Annotated in this window: 13 protein-coding genes; 3 read left to right on the top strand and 10 right to left on the bottom strand. The window is 64.9% G+C overall.

Annotated features, from left to right (window positions below; genetic code table 11):
* Nucleotides 1-30 precede the first annotated feature (30 nt).
* The gene (locus HSDC_RS08785; protein WP_170862759.1) at nt 31-612 is read left to right on the top strand and encodes an antibiotic biosynthesis monooxygenase; all 582 of its coding nucleotides are present in this window, start codon (nt 31-33) and stop codon (nt 610-612) included.
* A 119-nt stretch (nt 613-731) separates the two neighbouring features.
* Entirely contained in the window at nt 732-2,252 is a 1,521-nt protein-coding gene (gene exaC, locus HSDC_RS08780; RefSeq protein ID WP_064699554.1) for an acetaldehyde dehydrogenase ExaC, read from the top strand.
* A gap of 69 nt (nt 2,253-2,321) precedes the next feature.
* Here exaC and HSDC_RS08775 read toward each other — a convergent pair whose 3' ends face one another.
* The 3 genes from HSDC_RS08775 to HSDC_RS08765 form a co-directional block, all read right to left on the bottom strand.
* Nucleotides 2,322-2,681: a DOPA 4,5-dioxygenase family protein gene (locus HSDC_RS08775; protein ID WP_064699553.1), complete on the bottom strand. Its 360-nt coding sequence runs from the start codon at nt 2,679-2,681 to the stop codon at nt 2,322-2,324.
* Between the two features lie 112 nt (nt 2,682-2,793).
* Nucleotides 2,794-4,842 (bottom strand): choline BCCT transporter BetT, encoded by a 2,049-nt coding sequence (betT, locus tag HSDC_RS08770; protein ID WP_064699552.1) that lies wholly within the window; start codon nt 4,840-4,842, stop codon nt 2,794-2,796.
* 205 nt (nt 4,843-5,047) lie between these two features.
* The gene (locus HSDC_RS08765; RefSeq protein ID WP_064699551.1) at nt 5,048-5,698 is read right to left on the bottom strand and encodes a hypothetical protein; all 651 of its coding nucleotides are present in this window, start codon (nt 5,696-5,698) and stop codon (nt 5,048-5,050) included.
* 173 nt (nt 5,699-5,871) lie between these two features.
* Here HSDC_RS08765 and HSDC_RS08760 point away from each other — a divergent pair, with 173 nt between their 5' ends.
* On the top strand, nt 5,872-6,471 hold the full coding sequence (locus HSDC_RS08760; RefSeq protein ID WP_064699550.1) for a LysE family translocator: 600 nt from the start codon (nt 5,872-5,874) through the stop codon (nt 6,469-6,471).
* Here the strand turns inward: HSDC_RS08760 and HSDC_RS08755 are convergent.
* The 7 genes from HSDC_RS08755 to HSDC_RS08725 form a co-directional block, all read right to left on the bottom strand.
* Nucleotides 6,447-7,277: an AraC family transcriptional regulator gene (locus HSDC_RS08755; RefSeq protein ID WP_064699549.1), complete on the bottom strand. Its 831-nt coding sequence runs from the start codon at nt 7,275-7,277 to the stop codon at nt 6,447-6,449. The genes HSDC_RS08760 and HSDC_RS08755 overlap by 25 nt on opposite strands.
* 59 nt (nt 7,278-7,336) lie before the next feature.
* Entirely contained in the window at nt 7,337-8,041 is a 705-nt protein-coding gene (locus tag HSDC_RS08750) for a response regulator (protein ID WP_064699548.1), read from the bottom strand.
* The gene (locus HSDC_RS08745; RefSeq protein ID WP_064699547.1) at nt 8,038-9,468 is read right to left on the bottom strand and encodes an ATP-binding protein; all 1,431 of its coding nucleotides are present in this window, start codon (nt 9,466-9,468) and stop codon (nt 8,038-8,040) included. Before HSDC_RS08745 ends, HSDC_RS08750 begins: the two co-directional genes overlap by 4 nt.
* A gap of 90 nt (nt 9,469-9,558) precedes the next feature.
* Nucleotides 9,559-10,617 (bottom strand): LacI family DNA-binding transcriptional regulator, encoded by a 1,059-nt coding sequence (locus tag HSDC_RS08740; RefSeq protein WP_244534433.1) that lies wholly within the window; start codon nt 10,615-10,617, stop codon nt 9,559-9,561.
* Nucleotides 10,618-10,840: 223 nt separating this feature from the next.
* On the bottom strand, nt 10,841-12,130 hold the full coding sequence (locus tag HSDC_RS08735; RefSeq protein WP_082920002.1) for an ABC transporter substrate-binding protein: 1,290 nt from the start codon (nt 12,128-12,130) through the stop codon (nt 10,841-10,843).
* A gap of 128 nt (nt 12,131-12,258) precedes the next feature.
* Nucleotides 12,259-13,365: an ABC transporter ATP-binding protein gene (locus HSDC_RS08730; RefSeq protein WP_064699546.1), complete on the bottom strand. Its 1,107-nt coding sequence runs from the start codon at nt 13,363-13,365 to the stop codon at nt 12,259-12,261.
* Between the two features lie 49 nt (nt 13,366-13,414).
* On the bottom strand, nt 13,415-15,037 hold the full coding sequence (locus HSDC_RS08725) for an alpha-glucosidase (RefSeq protein WP_064699780.1): 1,623 nt from the start codon (nt 15,035-15,037) through the stop codon (nt 13,415-13,417).
* Between the last annotated feature and the right edge of the window lie 20 nt (nt 15,038-15,057).

Raw genomic sequence — 15,057 nt, 5'->3', positions numbered from 1 at the left:
CCCGGTCGCCGAATCGCGAGGAGATACACGATGTCCACCGCCCCCGTTACCCTGATGGTAGCGCGCCGCGTGGCACGCGGGCGCTACCGATCCTTCACGGCCTGGCTCGATGAGGGCCGCGAACTCGCCGCCGATTTCCCGGGTTATCTGGGCTCCGGCATCCTGGCGCCGCCACCCGGCGACGACGAATATCAGGTCATCTTCCGCTTCCGGGATGCCGAGACCCTGGCGGCCTGGGAGCACTCCGCGTCCCGGCGTGCCTGGCTGGCACGCGGCCGGCGACTGTTCGAATCCCCTCATGAGCATCGTGCCACCGGGCTGGATAGCTGGTTTCACGAGGCCCCGGGGCAGAAGACGCCGCCACGCTGGAAGCAGGCCGTGGCGATCTGGCTGGCCTTCTTTCCCGTCTCCCTGGGGCATCAGGCCATGTTCGGCGAGACGCTGGCCGCCTTGCCGCTGGTCTTGAGGGTGCTGGTCGGCACCTTGATGCTCACGCCGGTGATGGTGTTCGTGTTCATTCCACTGTCGACTCGCCTGCTGGCGCCCTGGCTGCATGGCAGAGGGGCTCCCCTGGCGCGTCTTTGGCGCCTGTGGCACCAGCGTAGGGCGTAGGCGCTACGTCCGTTTCGACGCTTCCAGGGGCTGTCCTGCCAAAGGCGTATGTTCCACTGGCGCCACATGACCAAGACTGAGGGTTGCCATTCATCACTGCCAACCTGCGGAGTCATGCCATGATCTACGCCAACCCCGGAACCCCTGGTGCCCTGGTCGAGTTCGCCACGCGCTACGGCAACTATATCGGGGGTGAGTTCGTGCCGCCGGTGAAGGGGCGCTATTTCGACAACGTCAGCCCGGTCAACGGCCAGGTGATCTGCGAGATCCCTCGTTCCGATGTCGAGGACATCGACAAGGCCCTGGATGCGGCCCACGCCGCGGCTCCCGCCTGGGGGAAGACGGCCGTCGCCGAGCGTGCCAACCTGCTGCTGAAGATCGCCCAGCGTATCGAGGACAACCTCGAGATGCTGGCCGTCGCCGAGACCTGGGACAACGGCAAGGCGGTGCGCGAGACGCTCAACGCCGATCTTCCCCTGGCCGTCGATCACTTCCGCTATTTCGCGGGCTGTATTCGCGCTCAGGAAGGAGCCACGGCCGATATCGACGCCAACACCGTGGCCTATCATTTCCATGAGCCGCTGGGCGTGGTCGGGCAGATCATTCCATGGAACTTCCCGCTGTTGATGGCCACCTGGAAGCTGGCCCCGGCACTGGCCGCCGGCAACTGCGTGGTCCTCAAGCCCGCCGAACAGACGCCAGCCTCGATCCTGGTGCTGATGGAGCTGATCGGCGATCTGCTGCCGGCCGGCGTGATCAACGTGGTCAACGGCTACGGTGCCGAGGCCGGCGAGGCGCTGGCGACCAGCAAGCGCATCGCCAAGATTGCCTTCACCGGCTCGACCCCGGTGGGCTCGCACATCCTCGAATGCGCCGCGGCGAACATCATTCCGTCCACCGTGGAACTGGGGGGCAAGTCGCCGAACATCTACTTCGCCGACATCATGAATGCCGAGCCCGAGTTCATCGACAAGGCCGTCGAAGGACTGGTGCTGGCCTTCCTCAATCAGGGCGAGGTCTGTACCTGCCCGAGCCGGGCGTTGATCCAGGAGTCGATGTACGACGATTTCATGGGCAGGGTGGTCGAGCGGACCCGGGCGATCAAGCGCGGCAACCCGCTGGATACCGAGGTCCAGGTGGGCGCCCAGGCCAGCCAGGAGCAGTTCGACAAGATCATGTCCTACATGGACATCGCCCGTGAGGAAGGCGCCGAATTCCTCACCGGCGGTGAGCGTGAAAGCTTCGACCCGGCCTATGATGGGGGCTTCTACATCCAGCCGACCCTGCTCAAGGGCAACAACCGGATGCGCGTCTTCCAGGAGGAAATCTTCGGCCCGGTGGTGGGGGTGACCACCTTCAAGGATGAGGCCGAGGCGCTGGCCATTGCCAACGATACCGAGTTCGGCCTGGGTGCCGGGATATGGAGTCGCGACATCAACGTGGCCTTCCGCATGGGGCGTGGCATCCAGGCCGGACGAGTGTGGACCAACTGCTACCACCAGTACCCGGCGCATGCCGCCTTCGGGGGCTACAAGAAATCTGGCGTCGGACGCGAGACTCACAAGGTGGCGCTGGAACACTACCAGCAGACCAAGAACCTGCTGGTCAGCTATGACACCAATCCCATGGGCTTCTTCTGATCGCCAAGGAAAGGCAATCGATAGCGAGGGGCGCGACACCGGTCGCGCCCCTCGTGTTTGCGTGCTCGCTCAGGCGTTGAAGGCGCTGAGGTCGAGGGGATGGCTATGGCCGAGCCACATCGCGCCCTGGGTATGGTCGAACAGGTCATCGTCGGTGCCCAGGTGCACGAAGACGTCCAGGTCGCCGCGATTGAGCGCCAGCCAGGGCACGAATTCGGCGAAGACCGCCGGGGCGAAGGACAGCTGACAGCTCCATAACGGATGGGGTCCCACCGGGCGCTCGTGAAAGCGCCCCACCTGGATGTCGAAGCGCTCGGCGGCCGCCTCAGCGACCCGCTGCGCCTCGGCCAGGCCGGCGGCATCACGGTAGTAGAGATGGGCATGGTAGTAGCGAATATGGGGGGTATCGAGGGAGCTGGAGTCGGGCATGGGAGCCTCCTGGGCTGAGATACTCCCCAGCCTACCCGACCCGGACCTCATCTTCACTGGGGCATGAACGACGACGGCGACCCAAGGGTCGCCGTCGTGACGAGCGTCAGTCTCAGGCCGGCGAGGCCTCTTCGGGCGGCTCGCCCACCGAGCCGGGCATGGCCTGTACGTTGCCGGTCTTGCCGGCCAGCGCCAGGAAGTGCAGATGGCGTTCGTACTCGGCGAGCACATCACCGATCACCTGACCTCGGGTATAGCCATTGAGGTCCTTGTCCGCGCCGCCTTCCGTCAGATAGACATCGAGGCGCACATAGTAGTCGTCATCCACCGGCAAGAAGCTCGGTGTGCGCAAGCGGTGGGCCCGAACCTGATAGACGAAGCTGGCGGCGTCGTCGAACTCCACCTGCAGCGTCAGATGGGGCAAGGGTTCGCCGTCGACCGTTTCCTCGTTCACCGTCGCCGTTTGGCCTCGACTCTCGAGTTCCTCGGCGAACTGGTGCAGGGCCGGGCGAATGGCATGTTCGATAGTGGCGGCAGCACCGGCGCGGTTGGAAGTGTCCAGAGCTCGGTCCAGACGTTCGCGCCAGTCGCCGCCTGGTGCGGCACCGCTGACATGCTGGCGCGCATCGGCCTTGGTGCTTTCCAGTTTCAGGGCCCGTGTCATGCCGGCCATGATGGCAAAGATCACCAGCGAGAAGGGCACGGCGGTAATCACCACGGCACTCTGCAGGGCCGACAGGCCGCCGGCCATCAGCAGAGCCACGGTGACCAGGCCGATCGCCACCGACCAGAAGATGCGCAGGCGGATCGGGGCATCGTGGTTCACATCGGACAGGATCGACGTGAAGTTCGCCAGTACCAGGGCGCCGGAGTCGGCTGAGGTGACGAAGAACACGATGCCGAGCAGGGTGACCACCGAGGCGGTGATACCGATGTACGGATACTGCTCGAGGAAGGTGTAGATGGTGGTCTGCGGCGAGTTGAGCGCCTCCTGGCCGAGTTCCGCGAGTCCCTGATTGGCCACCATCTCGATGCCGCTGTTACCGAAGATCGACATCCAGGCCATCATGAAGCCGAGCGGGATCAGCAGGGCGCCGATGACGAATTCGCGAATGGTGCGACCACGCGAGATACGGGCCAGGAAGAGGCCGACGAAGGGCGTCCAGGCAATCCACCAGCCCCAGAAGAAGATGGTCCACCAGCCCTTCCACTGCTGGGCATCGGGTCCGGCGAAGGCATAGGTATCGAAGCTCTTGCCGACGAAACCGCTCAGGTAATCGCCGGCGTTGAGCACCAGGGCATCGAGCAGGTGCAGCGTATCGCCCTGAAAGAGCACGAACAGCAGCAGCAGGGCGGCCAGTCCCATGTTGAACTCGGAAAGACGGCGGATGCCCTTCTCCACGCCGGTGACCACCGAGATGGTAGCCAGGATCACTACCAGCACGATCAGCACCACCTGGGTGGAAAGGCTCTCAGGCACGCCGAACATGAAGGTCAGCCCGTAGTTGAGCTGCATCACGCCGATACCCAGGCTGGTGGCGATGCCGAAGACCGTGGAGATCACGGCGGTGATATCGACGGCGCTGCCGATGGGGCCGTGGATGCGTTTGCCGAGCAACGGGAAAAGGGCGCTACGGATGGCCAGCGGCAGGCGATGACGGTAGCTGAAATAGGCCAGTGCCATACCCATCAGCACATACATGCCCCAGCCGGTCAGCCCCCAGTGAAGGAAGGTCTGGGGAACGGCGGCGCGCATCGCCGCGGCGCTCTCCGGTGCCATGTCGGGTGGTGCCAGGTAGTGGGACAGCGGCTCGGCAACGCAGAAGAACAGCAGGTCGATGCCGATGCCGGCGGCGAACAGCATCGAGGCCCAGGAGACCAGCGAGAACTCGGGCCGGGAATGGTCGGGCCCCAGGCGGATGTTGCCGACGCGGGAGCAACCGATGACGATCACGAAGACCAGATAGACCACGGCGGCCAGCATGTAGTACCAGCCGAAGGTATCGTTCACCCAGGCCAGGCCGGCGTCGAAAAAGGCGCCGGCCTCCTCGGTAAACGTCATGGTCAGGATCAAGAAGACCAGGATCCCGGCCACACTGCCGTGAAAGACCGTGGGGTTGATCCGGTCGCGCCTCTCGGGAATGGCATGGTTATCCGACATTCAACATATCCTCCTGCTGTTTTGGTAGCTCTTTTTTGAATGAATGTTCAAATAAAATACGCACATCCTTCGTTGACTGCAAGTCGAATGGCGGAATCGACCGGGTGACGGGGGCTGCAGGAAAAATGTCGGTGTCATGACGCAAGACGCCCGGCACGGGGCCGGGCGTCTTGTGAAGCGTATCGAGCAGTGCGGGAAGGGGAAATCAGCCGTCCATGGGCTCGGGGGGCTTGGGACCGTGGCCATGGTCATGCGGTCGACCGGGGCCATGACCTTCGGGGCGCATGGCGTTGCCAAGCGCCTTCATCTGTTCGTCGTTCAGGTACTCGGACAGTGCTTCATGATGCGACTGGAAGAGGTCTTTCCAGGCTTCGCGGCGCTCCTCGGGACCCTCGAATTCCTGTGCTTTCAGGGCTTTGGCTTGAGTCCGGAATTCATCATGCTGCTTTGCCAGGGCGTCGCGGGTCGCGTCGGAGAGTTCCCACTCGTCGAACAGGGCCTTGACGCGTGCTTCGCGTGCCTGTTGCCGCTCGGCGTGATGTTCTTCACGCATCTGTTGCTTGGCCTTTTCGAGGGCGGCCTTGCCATCGTCCCCGAGGATCTCATCGACCTGTTGGCGGTGTTCGGTACGGAGCTCGTCCATCGACTGGTGATAGGCTTCGCGGGCTTCCTTGAGTTCATCGCGGGTCTGCTGGTCGATACCGGCTCGCTCGAACACTTCCTGACGGATGTCATCGCGGTGATCGCCCGGGTGAGGCGCATGATCGGGAGCGGCATGGGCCGCGAGCGACAGCGGCGCGACGAGAGCGGCCAGTACGGCGGGCATCAGCAGCTTGCGGGAAAGCGATGTGGTCATGAACAGACTCCTTGTGTCCTGAAGTGACACGGTCAGTATTGTCCGCTGGAGTGCAAGGTCGGTGTATCAAGCGTGCAAACACAGAGGAGGCAGGAGGGCAATGATGTTCAATACCCACCCGCAGGGTGTGCGTATCCTTGCCTGGCATTGTCCCGCGAAACAGGAGAGGCGCGATGACGCTCAGCTTGCTGCTTTCCATGTCGGCCTTCGCCCTGGCCGCATCGATATCGCCGGGACCGGTGAACATCGTGGCCCTGTCCGCCGGAACCCGTCACGGTCTGCGCGCCAGCCTGCGGCATGTCGCAGGTGCCTCCCTGGGCTTCACCCTGCTGTTGGTGCTGATAGGGCTTGGCCTGCATGAGCTGCTGACTCGCTGGCCGGGCATCATCGAGGGCGTTCGCTGGGCTGGGGTGGCCTTTCTCGGCTACATGGCGATCAAGCTCGGCATCGACGATGGCCGGCTCGGGGATGACGACAACGCTCGTGGGCCTTCCATGCTGCAGGGGGCGATCATGCAATGGCTCAACCCCAAGGCCTGGCTGGCTTCGCTGGCGGGGATGGGAGCCTATGCCGCCAGTGGCGAGGTCGACCTGATCCTGCGCTTCGCGTTGCTGTATCTGGTGATCTGTTATCTGTCGATCGCCTGTTGGGCCGTGGCCGGCGCCTTTCTGCGGCACTGGCTACGTGATGCGTCCCAGGTACGCCTGGTCAATCGCGTCCTGGCATTGCTGCTGGTGGTCAGTGCCGGTTATCTGGTGGTGGCGGCGAGGTAATGGCCAGGCGTGGTGGCCCGCAGGCGCTTGAAGGTGCGCTGGAAGTGCGCCTGGTCGGCGAAGCCGCAATCGAGCGCGACCTCGGCAATGGGGTGGCCGGCCCGTAGCCTGGCACAACCGAGCTGAATGCGACGGTTGATGAGGAAGGCGTGCGGGGTCATGCCGTAATGGGCCTTGAAGCGGCGCACCAGGTAGGAGCGCGATAGGCCTGCTGCCTGACAGACATCGTCAAGGCCGATGGCCTCTGTGCAGTGGGCATCGATGTACTCCGCCGCGCGTTGCAGACCGAGAGGATGCGCCTCGAGGGGCTGCAGCCGGGGAGCGAGTCGACGCTGCATCTCGACGACCAGTTCGGTGGCCCGGGTTTCCCGGGCCAGGCGTGTGGCATCGGGGGCGAACAGGGTGTCGCAGAGCTTGACGAGCCGTCGATACAGTACCGGATGCCGGCTCGAGCGGGCGGAGAATGCCTGGAAGTCGAGGTGCGCGGGTGCGCCGAGCTCATGCTGCAGGCCGGCCAGCCAGTCGCGGTCGAGATAAAGCATGTCATACGACCAGGGGCGGTCGTCGATGGGGTTGCAGGCATGAACCGCTTCGGGGTTCATGACCACGACCGTACCCGGGGTGACGGTTTCCGTGTGGCCCTGATTCCAGTAGGTGCTGCGCCCTCCGGTGATGGCGCCGATCGAAAAGGTCTCGTGGCTGTGCTTGGCATAGCAGACGCGACGCCCGTCCGTGACCCGGCGTGCCTCGAGAAATGGCAGAGTGGGGTCACGCCAGAAGCGCATGACGTCCCGATGGCGTTCCATATCGCTTTCCCTTGTCTGGAATCTTCAGACTAGCCTCCGGAAAGGACTGGCGCCATTCGTCACTCTTCGGGTTGATACTTGTAGCCCACGCCGTAGACCGAGCGAATGATCTCGCGGTCCGGCCAGATATCGGCGATCTTCTTGCGCAGCTTCTTGACGTGGCTGTCCACGGTGCGTTCGGAGACGATGCGGTGGTCACGGTACATGTGATCCATCAACTGTTCGCGAGAGAAGATGCGGCCGGGTGAGTGCATCATCACCCGCAGAAGCTGGAACTCTACCGCGGTCAGCGCCAGGTCGTGCCCATCGGCCATGGCACACCAGCCATCATCGTCGAGCACCAGGTCGTCGGTACCCGTGTGCCGGTCGGCGTCGGCCGCCCGGCTGCGGCGCAGCACGGCGCGGGCGCGGGCGACCACTTCGCGGGGGCTGAAGGGTTTGCAGATGTAGTCGTCGGCACCGAGCTCCAGCCCCAGCAGGCGATCGACCTCCTCGACCCGGGCGGTAAGCATGATGATGGCCACCCTGGGCCAGCGCTGGCGGATCTCGCGGCACAGGGTCAGGCCATCGGTGCCCGGCAGCATCAGGTCCAGCAGGACCAGCTCGGGCGGTGCCTCCTGGGACTCGAACCAGGGCAGTACCGTATCGCCGTGATCGAGGTGGTGCGTGGCATAGCCGCTGCCTTCCAGGTAATCGGCCACCAGGCGAGCGATCTTGGGTTCATCTTCGACGATCAGGACGCTGTCGGTGGTGATGTGGCTCATGTGTCAGTCCCTCTGAGCTGGTGATCGGTGATGGCCGGAAAGGTCAGCGTCCAGCATAACCCGCCCAGTGCCGAAACGCTGGGTATCATCTCGGCACCATGGGCCCGGGCCAGTGCCATGGCGATGGACAGTCCCAGGCCGCTGCCGCCACTGGCTCGGCTGCGCGACCCCTCGACCCGGTAGAGACGCTCGGTGAGGCGTGGCAGTTCGGCCTCCGACACGCCGGGCGAGCTGTCCTCCCAGCAAAGTTGCCAGGACTCGTCCTGCCGTGCGAGCGTGACCCGCAGGCGGCCGGGCGAGCTGGTATAGGCACAGGTGTTGTCCAGCAGGTTGGTCCAGAGTTGGCGCAGGCGCTGGGTATCGCCGCGAATCCAGGCCGGGCCGTCGATGTCGGTATCGAGCGAGATGTCTTCGTCGGCGAGCCAGCCTTCGGCCTCACCGAGGCGTGATGCGAGGCTGTCGGCCAGATCGAGTGGCGCCAGCTGGACTTCGAGGGCACCGGCATCGCTCTGGGAGAGCAGCCTCAGGTCGGAGACCAGGCGCTCGAGCTGGCCGACCTCCTGGGCCAGCGAGCCCAGGCTGTCCAGGTTCAAGGGACGCACGCCGTCCTGCATGGCCTCGATCTCGCCGCGCAGCACGGCGAGCGGGGTGCGCAGTTCATGGGCGATGTCCGAGACCCAGCGGCTGCGGGCCTCACGGCTGGCTTCCAGCGTGGCGGCCAGGACGTTGAAGTCGTGCGCCAGGTGCGACAGCTCGTCGCCGCCGCGTTCAGTCAGGCGGGTGCTGTAGTCGCCCTCGGTGAGACGTCGAGTGGCCAGCGTCATGCCGCCGGTGCGGCGCCCCAACCACCACGACAGCCCGCCGGCGAGCAGCAGCGACGCCAGGCCCAGAGCGGCGACGATGATCGCCAGGTTGCGGCGTTGCTGGGAGAGGAAGATGCGGTCCATGCGCGCCATGAGCTGCTGAGGCGGCCGGTAGCCCAGGGTACCGACCTGTTCGCCATTGTTGATGATCGGCAGCCAGCGCAGCTCGGCGGCATCCCGGTCGTTGTCCGGGGGCAGGCCGATCACCGGCAGGCCGCGGGCGTCATGCAGCACGAAGTCCCGGGGATCGCCGAGTCGACGTTCGATGCCTTCCGGTGGTGGAGCGTCGCCGGGCCATAGCTGATGGCGAACCAGGTGATGCCAGGCGCGTGGCGACTGTCGGAGCCATTGCCAGTCGCCGCGCCGCGACCACTCGTCGGCGAGACCTTCGGCCAGTGTCTCGGCGCGGCGGGTCTGGGTGCGGTCGAGGTATTCGATGAAGCCCTGGTCGAGGCTGCGCGATACGGCGATGAACACCAGCCCCGCGATAGCCACGTTGACCACCAGAATGATCACGAACAGCTTGATGCCGAGTCGCGAGAAGGAGGGGCGGAAGGAGCGCATACGCGGGGATTCCTCGGGCAGGGAGCATCGCCTCAGGATACCGTCACGGGGAGCCGGCATCGTGCAATCCCGGTGAAAGTCGTCGGCTGATCAGGGACAACTGTCGCCGACGACCAGCTCGGTGTGCAGCAATTGGGCTCGGGGTGTCTCCAGTCCGAGGATCATGCGGGCCGCGACACGCCCTTTCTCGACGCTGTCCTGGCGCATGGTGGTCAGGCGTGGGGATCGGTACTGGCCTTCGGCGATGCCGTCGAAACCGGTCAGGCGAAGGTCCTCGGGAACGCGCAGGCCGCGTTGTTCGGCCAGGGTCAGGGCGGTGAGCGCGATGCGGTCGGACATGCACAGCAGTAGATCCGGCCGCTCGTCATCGGGAAGATCGAGGATGGAGGCGATCACCGGGGCGCAGACGTCATGGGTATTCTCCTCGATATTCCACATCGGCACCGAGGTCGGATCGATGCCGTGCTCGTCGAGGGCACGATGAAAGCCGGTGAGCCGCGAACGCGTGATGGTGCGATCGGCCGGAAGCAGTTCCTGGTCGGGGGCGACGCGATCGTTACAGGGGTGCTTGGTGAGCCGCAGGTTGATGATGCCGGGACGCCGCGACGATGTCTTCAAGGCATGGCTGGCGATGGCATAGCCGGCCGGTTCGTTGTCGATATGCACCGTCGGGTAGCCCTCGAGGCTGAAGTCCACTGCCACCAGGGGGCGCTGGTCCGGCAGCGGCAGGTCGTCGAGCAGCATCAGGCTCGGCATCAGGCCGTAGACGATGAAGCCGTCCGCGATACTCGACGAGCCGGGGACCTGAGAGGCATTTTTGCGGCCCGAGAGCAGCAGCATGGTATGGCCGTGCGCGTCGAGCACCTCGGCGATGCCCGACAGCAGCTCGCTGGCCACCGCATCGTTCAGGCTGTAGGTCAGGCTTTCTGCCAGAATCACCGCAATGATCCGCGAACGACCGGTGCGCAGGCTGCGTGCCTTGGCGTCGGGGCCGCGATAGCCCAGCTGCTTGGCTTCGTTGAGGATGCGTTCGCGCAGCAGCGGCGAAAGCTGGTCGGGGCGGTTGAAGGCGTTGGAGACGGTCGCCGTGGAAACGCCGAGCTTGGCGGCCAGCTCCTTCAAGGTGATGCGGCGGGGCAGTGAGGACACTTTCGTTTCCCTGCTAAGTGCTTCGTTGTCTAGGATACCGGTCTTCCGTTCCCCGGGACAGTGTGGCCATTCCAGCCGGGGCTCGATCTGCCGGGCGAGCAGTGATCGATACACGTCTCGCCCGACGGAGGCCCCTGGGAGCGTGTCGTCCGTGGGGGGGCCTGACAGCGGGGATGACGGCAGCCCCGGCCGAAGATGCACCGACCGGGCGAGGGACATGACCTTACCAGTCGCGGCGACCGAGACGCTCGAGTTCACGACCCAGTTGGCGGACGGCAGTGGCACCGTCCAGCTCGCCGGAGAGCACCCGGTGAGTATGGTTGAAGAAAGCGTTGGAGACTCGCGCATAGGCGTCGCCGGTCACGGTGGCGGGTCGCGCTACGCCATTGGTCAGGGTCTCGTAGATATCGCTCATGGAAGGGTTGCTGGCCAGCACTTGCTCGTCCTGGTAGAGCGACTCGATGGTCGGGTTGCGGCCCATTTGGACGGCGTGGGCCTTCTGCTGCTCCTGAGAGGTGATGAAAGCGACCAGCTCGGCGGCCAGTTCGGGATGCTCGGAATAGCGCGAGACGGCGAAGTTCCAGCCGCCCAGCGTTGCCTTCGACTCGCCCTCGGGACCGTGAGGTAGCGGCGCCATTCCGACCTTGCCGGCCACCTCGCTGCCGTCGCCGTTGGCCAGCGACCAGACGTAGGGCCAATTGCGCAGGAACAGGGCGTTGCCGGACTGGAAGATACCGCGGGTCTCTTCCTCGGTGTGGTTCAGCGCGCCTTCCGGCGAGATGGTGCCGATCCAGGAGGCGGCCAGGTCCAGGGCCGCGGCGGCACGGGGATTGTCGATGGTCACTTCGCCCTTTGCGTCGACGAGGGTGCCGCCGCCGTGGCTCGCCACCCATTCCAGGGCGTTGCAGGTCAGCCCCTCGTAGGCCCGGCCCTGGAAGCTGAAGCCCCAGAAGTCGTCGTTGCCGGCCTCGCGCTCGGCGGCCTGAATGTCGGTGGCGGTATCGGTCAGCTCCTGCCAGGTCTCGGGAACCTCGTGGCCGTATTTCGCGAGCAGGTCCTTGCGATAGTAGAGCACGCCGGCGTCGGTGTACCAGGGCATGGCCACCAGGCGGTCGTCGATGGTGTTGTTGTCGATCAGCGCCGGGAAGAAGTCGTCGGCGATGTCATCCGGCAGGTACTCGGAGAGGTCCACCAGATGGTCGTCGAGCATGCCCGGCCAGACGATGTCGACCATCAGCACGTCGACATCGCTGGACTCGCTACCCAGCAGTTGCTGGTAGAGCGAGAGTTTTTCGGTGGGGCTGTTTGGCGTGGAGACGACCTTCACGGTATTGCCGGTCTGTTCGGCCCACTGCTGGGCAGCGATCGGACAGTAGTCGGAGGTGTCGCCGGCGCCGCAGGCGATGGCGATCTCCGCTGCCAGAGCATTCTGGGCGATCAGAGTCGAGCCGCCCAACAGAAGCCCGGCGAGCAGGCGATGGTGGGCAGGCGAAAGGTGAAACGATGTTTTCATGGGCTACCTCATCTTGTTTGTCGTTGTTGGGGCTTCCATCCCGCCTCCAGGGCGTATCGGGTAGGTGTCGAACGTGTCGCGGCCCGGCAACCGCCGTGTACGGGGCAGGGCCGGCGGTATTGGTGGAATCAGGCCGCCTGGCGTTGCCTGGCGAGGCCGAGGGCCTGGTCGGCGGTGTCGAACAGGTGAACGTGCTCGAGCTCGGGCACCAATGCCACCCGCTGGCCGATCTCCCAGCGGCTGGGGGCTTCGCTGCGATGGATCAACAAGGTGTCGCCGGCCTTGGGCTCCAGATAGACGTAGACCTCGTTGCCCAGGTACTCGACGTTGACGATCTCGAAGGCGTTGTCTCCCTGGGCCTCGGCCAGGCTCAGGTGCTCGGGACGCACGCCAAGGCTCAGGCCAGTGCCGCGGGACTGGCCACCGGCATCCTGGGGCAGGGTCAGCTCGCCGAGGCCCGGTGCCTTGATCCTGCAGCCCTCGTCATCGCCGCCGAGGAGTTCGGCCGGCATGAAATTCATGGTCGGCGAGCCGATGAAACCGGCGACAAATCGCGTGGCCGGCCGCTGGTAGAGCTCCTGGGGGCTGCCGACCTGCTCGACGCGGCCATCGCGCAGCACCACGATCTTGTCGGCCAGCGTCATGGCTTCGACCTGATCGTGGGTGACGTAGACCATGGTGGAGCCCAGCCGGTGGTGCAGGCGGGCGATCTCATTGCGCATCTGCACGCGCAGCGAAGCGTCGAGGTTGGATAGCGGCTCGTCGAACAGCAAGATGCGCGGTTCACGGGCCATTGCCCGGCCCATGGCCACCCGCTGGCGCTGGCCGCCGGAGAGTTCCTTGGGCTTGCGATGCAGCAGCTCCTCGAGTTGCAGGATACGGGCGGTGGCCATCACCCGATCCTCGACGGTCTCGTTGGCCATCTTGGCCAGCTTGAGGCCGAAGGCCATGTTCTCGTAGACCGACATGTGCGGGTAGAGCGCATAGGACTGGAACACCATGCCCACACCGCGCTCGCGGGGCGGCAGGTCGTTGACCACGTCATCGGCGATCCTGAGTTCGCCGTCGGTGATCGACTCGAGTCCGGCGATCAGCCGCAGCAGAGTCGACTTGCCGCAGCCCGAGGGACCGACGAAGACCACGAATTCGCCATCGCCGATCCGAAGGTCGACATCCTTGATGATGTGGGTATGACCGAAGACCTTGTTGAGCTTGTCGAGCGTCACGCTTGCCATCTGGCGACTCCTCGCCGGCCCATCGGGGGCCGGCCTGCTTGGTGTTGTGTTATCGATCGATCTGGATAAAGGCGGCCTGGTAGGGCGGCAACTGCAGCATCGTGCCCTCCAGGGTGGTAGTGAAACCGTGGCCGTCGAGCGGTGTGCCGGTTTGCGGCAAGGTGGCCTGCCGGGTATCGCCGTCGAGGTTGAACACGCAGAGGAGCCGCTCATTGCCCTTCTCGCGGATAAAACCGAGCAGTTCCTTGCCGACGTCGACCAGTTCGAGATCGCCGTCGAACAGGGCTGGATGGGCGCGGCGAAAGGTCAGCAGACGGCGAGTGGCGGCCAGAACCGAAGTGCTGTCGTCCTGTTGGCGTGACACGGCGCACGGCAGGTGACTCGCTTCGACCGGCAGCCAGGGTTCCACTCCCTCGGCGGTGAAGCCGCCATGCTCCGTTTGCTCCCAGGGCAACGGTGTGCGACAGCCGTCGCGACCCTTGAACTCCGGCCACAGTACCTTGCCGTAGGGGTCCTGAAGACGTTCGAAGGGCACCTCGGCTTCGGGCAGGCCGAGCTCCTCGCCCTGATAGAGGCAGACACTGCCGCGCAGCGACAACAGCATCGCCAGGGCCACCTTGGGATAGGCGACCGGATCCTTGCCGGCTCCCCAGCGGGTGGCGCTTCTTACCACGTCGTGATTGGAGAGTGCCCAGCACGGCCAGGCATCGCCGGCCAGCCGCTGGAAGCGTTCGAGCACCTCGTGGATGTAGGCAGGCGAATGGGCCGTGTTGAGCAGGTCGAAGGTGTAGGCCATATGCAGCTTGTTGCCGCCGGCGGTGTATTCGGCCATGCGCTCGAGCGGATTGTCGTCACCGATCTCGCCGACGGTGGTGGTGCCGGGAAACTCGTCCATCAGTGCGCGCAACTCGCGCAGGAAGTCGAGGTTTTCCGGGCGACTCAGGTCATGGACGTGGCGCTGCCAGGTATAGGGGTTGCTGTCCGGCGCGCCGAGCGTCTTGGCCTCGCCGGCGGGCACTGGCGGGTTGTCGCGCAGTTCGGCGTCGTGAAAGTAGAAGTTGACGGTGTCCAGGCGGAAACCGTCGACGCCGAGCTCCAGCCAGAAGCGCATGTTGTCGAGCTGGGCTCGGCGAACCTCGGGATGGTGGAAGTTGAGGTCCGGCTGGCTGGCCAGGAAGTTGTGCAGGTAGTACTGCTGGCGACGCGAGTCGAAGGTCCAGGCCGAGCCGCCGAAGATCGACAGCCAGTTGTTGGGTGGCGTACCGTCGGGCTTGGGGTCGGCCCAGACGTACCAGTCGGCGCGGGCGTTGGTGCGATCGGCGCGACTCTCCTGGAACCAGGGATGCGCCTCCGAAGTATGGCTGATCACCTGGTCGATCATCACCTTGAGGCCCAGCTCATGGGCGCGGGCCAGCAGTGCCTTGAAGTCGTCGAGGGTGCCGAACATCGGGTCGACGTCGCGGTAGTCGCTGACGTCGTAGCCGAAGTCGGCCATCGGTGAAGTGAAGAAGGGCGACAGCCAGATACCGTCGACGCCGAGGCTTGCCACATAGTCGAGCTTGTCGGTGATGCCAGGCAGGTCGCCGATGCCGTCGCCGTTGGCATCCATGAAACTGCGTGGATAGATCTGGTAGATGACGCCGCCGCGCCACCAGGTCAGGTTGTCTTGCATGGTCTTGTTCATCGATGGCA

Origin of the sequence: Halomonas caseinilytica, assembly GCF_001662285.1 — a bacterium.
In the GTDB taxonomy this organism is placed as follows: Bacteria; Pseudomonadota; Gammaproteobacteria; order Pseudomonadales; family Halomonadaceae; genus Halomonas; species Halomonas caseinilytica.
This window is presented reverse-complemented; position numbering and strand designations above follow the sequence as displayed.

Coding starts and splice junctions, on each gene's coding strand:
- HSDC_RS08765 (WP_064699551.1), bottom strand. CDS start 5,698: ATGACCACATCGCTTTCCCGCAAGCTGCTGATGCCCGCCGTACTGGCC.
- HSDC_RS08730 (WP_064699546.1), bottom strand. CDS start 13,365: ATGGCAAGCGTGACGCTCGACAAGCTCAACAAGGTCTTCGGTCATACC.
- HSDC_RS08735 (WP_082920002.1), bottom strand. CDS start 12,130: ATGAAAACATCGTTTCACCTTTCGCCTGCCCACCATCGCCTGCTCGCC.
- HSDC_RS08785 (WP_170862759.1), top strand. CDS start 31: ATGTCCACCGCCCCCGTTACCCTGATGGTAGCGCGCCGCGTGGCACGC.
- betT (WP_064699552.1), bottom strand. CDS start 4,842: ATGTCGGATAACCATGCCATTCCCGAGAGGCGCGACCGGATCAACCCC.
- HSDC_RS08725 (WP_064699780.1), bottom strand. CDS start 15,037: ATGCAAGACAACCTGACCTGGTGGCGCGGCGGCGTCATCTACCAGATC.
- HSDC_RS08745 (WP_064699547.1), bottom strand. CDS start 9,468: ATGCGCTCCTTCCGCCCCTCCTTCTCGCGACTCGGCATCAAGCTGTTC.
- HSDC_RS08775 (WP_064699553.1), bottom strand. CDS start 2,681: ATGCCCGACTCCAGCTCCCTCGATACCCCCCATATTCGCTACTACCAT.
- HSDC_RS08755 (WP_064699549.1), bottom strand. CDS start 7,277: ATGGAACGCCATCGGGACGTCATGCGCTTCTGGCGTGACCCCACTCTG.
- HSDC_RS08760 (WP_064699550.1), top strand. CDS start 5,872: ATGACGCTCAGCTTGCTGCTTTCCATGTCGGCCTTCGCCCTGGCCGCA.
- exaC (WP_064699554.1), top strand. CDS start 732: ATGATCTACGCCAACCCCGGAACCCCTGGTGCCCTGGTCGAGTTCGCC.
- HSDC_RS08750 (WP_064699548.1), bottom strand. CDS start 8,041: ATGAGCCACATCACCACCGACAGCGTCCTGATCGTCGAAGATGAACCC.